Consider the following 2,622-nt stretch of genomic DNA (forward strand, 5'->3'; position numbering starts at 1 on the left):
ATCTCAAATTATCGTTCGAATAATGCCTAGGGCAAGTAAAAGTGTAGGTTTGTTCTCGTGAAATAAACACGAACAGTCATCACATCTAGGCTACTTGGTATGTTCTGTGGGTGACATTTTCATGAGTTCAATGATTCTTAAGGACCGCCAACCATTCGCCGATTCTATTTCTTCGGCGCATAAAATCATCCCACAATATCGATTTTCTTCATGCGATTTTGCGCGCGCAGAGCAGTTTGTGGCCTATGATAACGAGTTTGCTGCCTTTGGACGGTCGCGACTGCCTCCCGGACGATATGCCCGCGACGGGTTTTGTGCCCAGCGTGTTGGCTATCTCCTCAATGGGCTACGCGTTGTGCTCGGGGAGACCGAGGCGTATTCATTTTCTCAGGTTCAAAGACCCGGCCTCGCGACGGACTGGGGGCATTGGGTCATGATCCTGAGGATGAGGGGCTGGGCCGACGTCGACATCGAGGGGAATTCGATTCGGTTCGAGGGGTACGCGGTTGAAGTTCGACATGAGGATCAGTCGCGGTGTGGGCATTTGAGCGGCGGTGAGAGCCTGTTCCTATATTTGCCGCGGGAAAAATTCGTGGGAATTGAGCGCCTATTGGATGGGCTTGCGCAAGCAGCGAATTCTGTCAGGGCACATCCTCTCTTGGGATGCTATCTTGGCGCTATGGGTCGCGTCTTGGTAAATTCGACAGAGGCGGATGCCGTATCCCTCGCTGACGCAACTCTCTCCATGGTTCGAGCGAGTATTTCTTATTCGAAAGATGCTATCGCCGAGGCTGAAATGCCAATAATGGCCGCTCGATTTGAGTTTGCAAGAAAGTATATTGATAGAAACATTGACTCACCCGCATTGAGTCCAGATGGTATTGCTGCATTTTTGGCTGTTTCACGCAGGCAACTTTATAAGATATTCGACAGCCATGGGGGTGTTTACAGTTATATATTGACGCGACGATTGGAGGCTGCATTCAGAGAGATTTTGGCATCTCGGGGAGAATGCTCGATCAGCAGAGTTGCCGAAAATTATGGATTTACTGACATGGCGCGGTTCAGCAGGGCTTTTAGAGCACGCTTTGATTGCTGCCCCACCGAACTTCGCGTGATGGCAAGGCGGGAGGTAGACCGGAATTCCTTCCTGTGTTGGCTAAGAGGCGATGGGCCGGAAACTGATGTGGCTTAGAAACGTCTCCTTTCTCGCCGTCTTTGCATGCGTCGTCGATCTTGCATCCGCAGCGGTGCTTTTGAAACAATCTCGGACTTTGCACCCCGGCGCGTTCCATTCAAGGTAGTTCGCGCTGGCGTGTCGATTTTTGCACATAGAGGGAGGTTTATCTTGCTCCTCAATAATGAGGCAAATTGCTGCAATGAGAAGTTCGTTCGTGCCGATTGCTTCACCACTGCATTGTATGATCCTGAATGCCAATTTGCGTACTGGAAAATGCTTGTGTCCCCATTGGCCGATGTTGATAGAGACGAAGAGGCTATATCTGGTTTTCATGCAAGGGGCAGAGCCTATGACTTAGGAAGATTACAGTTTGTCTCTTCGACCATCGATCCGATGAGATACACCCATTCAGTCGACCATGTCCGAGGCACCGGCGTAGATCACTGGTGCTTGTCCACCCTGAGACACGGTCACGAGATTTTTCGATCCGGCGATCGATTGCTGAGAGGATCTGCGGGTGGCGTTCAAGCAATATCATTTGCTGCCCCCTTCCAGGGTAGTTCAGGTCACTGCCGCAGTGCGCGCGTCTTCCTCAATCGGGATAATTTTCCCGAACTTTGCGATTTACTCGATGCGGTCTGTTTCCGTCGCATCGATGGTCCTCTTGTGTCCATACTACGTGAATACATTCTCGCTTTGGAGATCTGCGTCCGGAATATGCCCGTTCGGGATTTATCTCTCGTGACCGAATCGTTTACGCAACTTGTTTTAGCGGCCCTGAAGCCCACCGCGAACTATCTAGCTGCGGCTGGTGGAGCCATTGCGGTGGGGCGCTTTAATCTGGCACGGAAATATATCTTGGAAAATCTCAGATCATCTAAGCTCGCGCCGACGTCAATTTGTCTGGCGCTCGGCATTTCGCGCCGCCATTTATATTATCTCTTTGAACGGTACGGGGGCGTGGCAAAATTCATCAAGCAACGACGTCTGGAAGCCTGCTGCAAAGCCATTGCCGACACCAGTGATTGCAGATTGATCAGTTCTATAGCTTACAGCTATGGATTCGTCGATCCAGCGCTTTTCAGCCGCCAGTTCCATGCAGAGTTCGGTTTCAGCGCGAAAGATGCTCGTTTGGCGAAGCTGAGCGGACACCTTCCCTCGGAGACGCCGCCCAATACTCTCTCAGAGTTTTTGTTGCAAATGCGCGAGGCATAACCGACGCGTGATTGTGTGCGTTGCCTGTGGGAAATTGTCCGCGTGAACAACGCTTGCTTTCGAAGCTGCGAGGCCTGACGGCATCGGGCAAATGTCAGCCTTTGAGGTTGTCTTCTCTGTCTGGCGTGGTGAGGGTACGCATCCGAGGTATCTTTCAATTACCCACAAGTTCAGCGGCGATGGTTATGCCGATCCCGATATCGGTAAGGCGCGATAAGTCTCGCCGG

At 51.5% G+C, this 2,622-nt stretch carries 2 protein-coding genes; both read left to right on the forward strand.

What is annotated here, in order from left to right; all coding sequences use genetic code 11:
• Window positions 1-121: 121 nt before the first annotated feature.
• The gene (locus PDO_RS12420; protein WP_141649896.1) at window positions 122-1,195 is read left to right on the forward strand and encodes a helix-turn-helix domain-containing protein; all 1,074 of its coding nucleotides are present in this window, start codon (window positions 122-124) and stop codon (window positions 1,193-1,195) included.
• A 153-nt stretch (window positions 1,196-1,348) separates the two neighbouring features.
• Entirely contained in the window at window positions 1,349-2,395 is a 1,047-nt protein-coding gene (locus PDO_RS27170) for a helix-turn-helix domain-containing protein (RefSeq protein WP_007601986.1), read from the forward strand.
• Window positions 2,396-2,622: the final 227 nt, after the last annotated feature.

Source organism: Rhizobium sp. PDO1-076 (genome assembly GCF_000247475.1).
Taxonomy (GTDB): domain Bacteria; phylum Pseudomonadota; class Alphaproteobacteria; order Rhizobiales; family Rhizobiaceae; genus Allorhizobium.

Excerpts from the sequence above, each read along its gene's own strand:
- PDO_RS12420 (WP_141649896.1), top strand. The coding sequence starts at position 122 with ATGAGTTCAATGATTCTTAAGGACCGCCAACCATTCGCCGATTCTATT.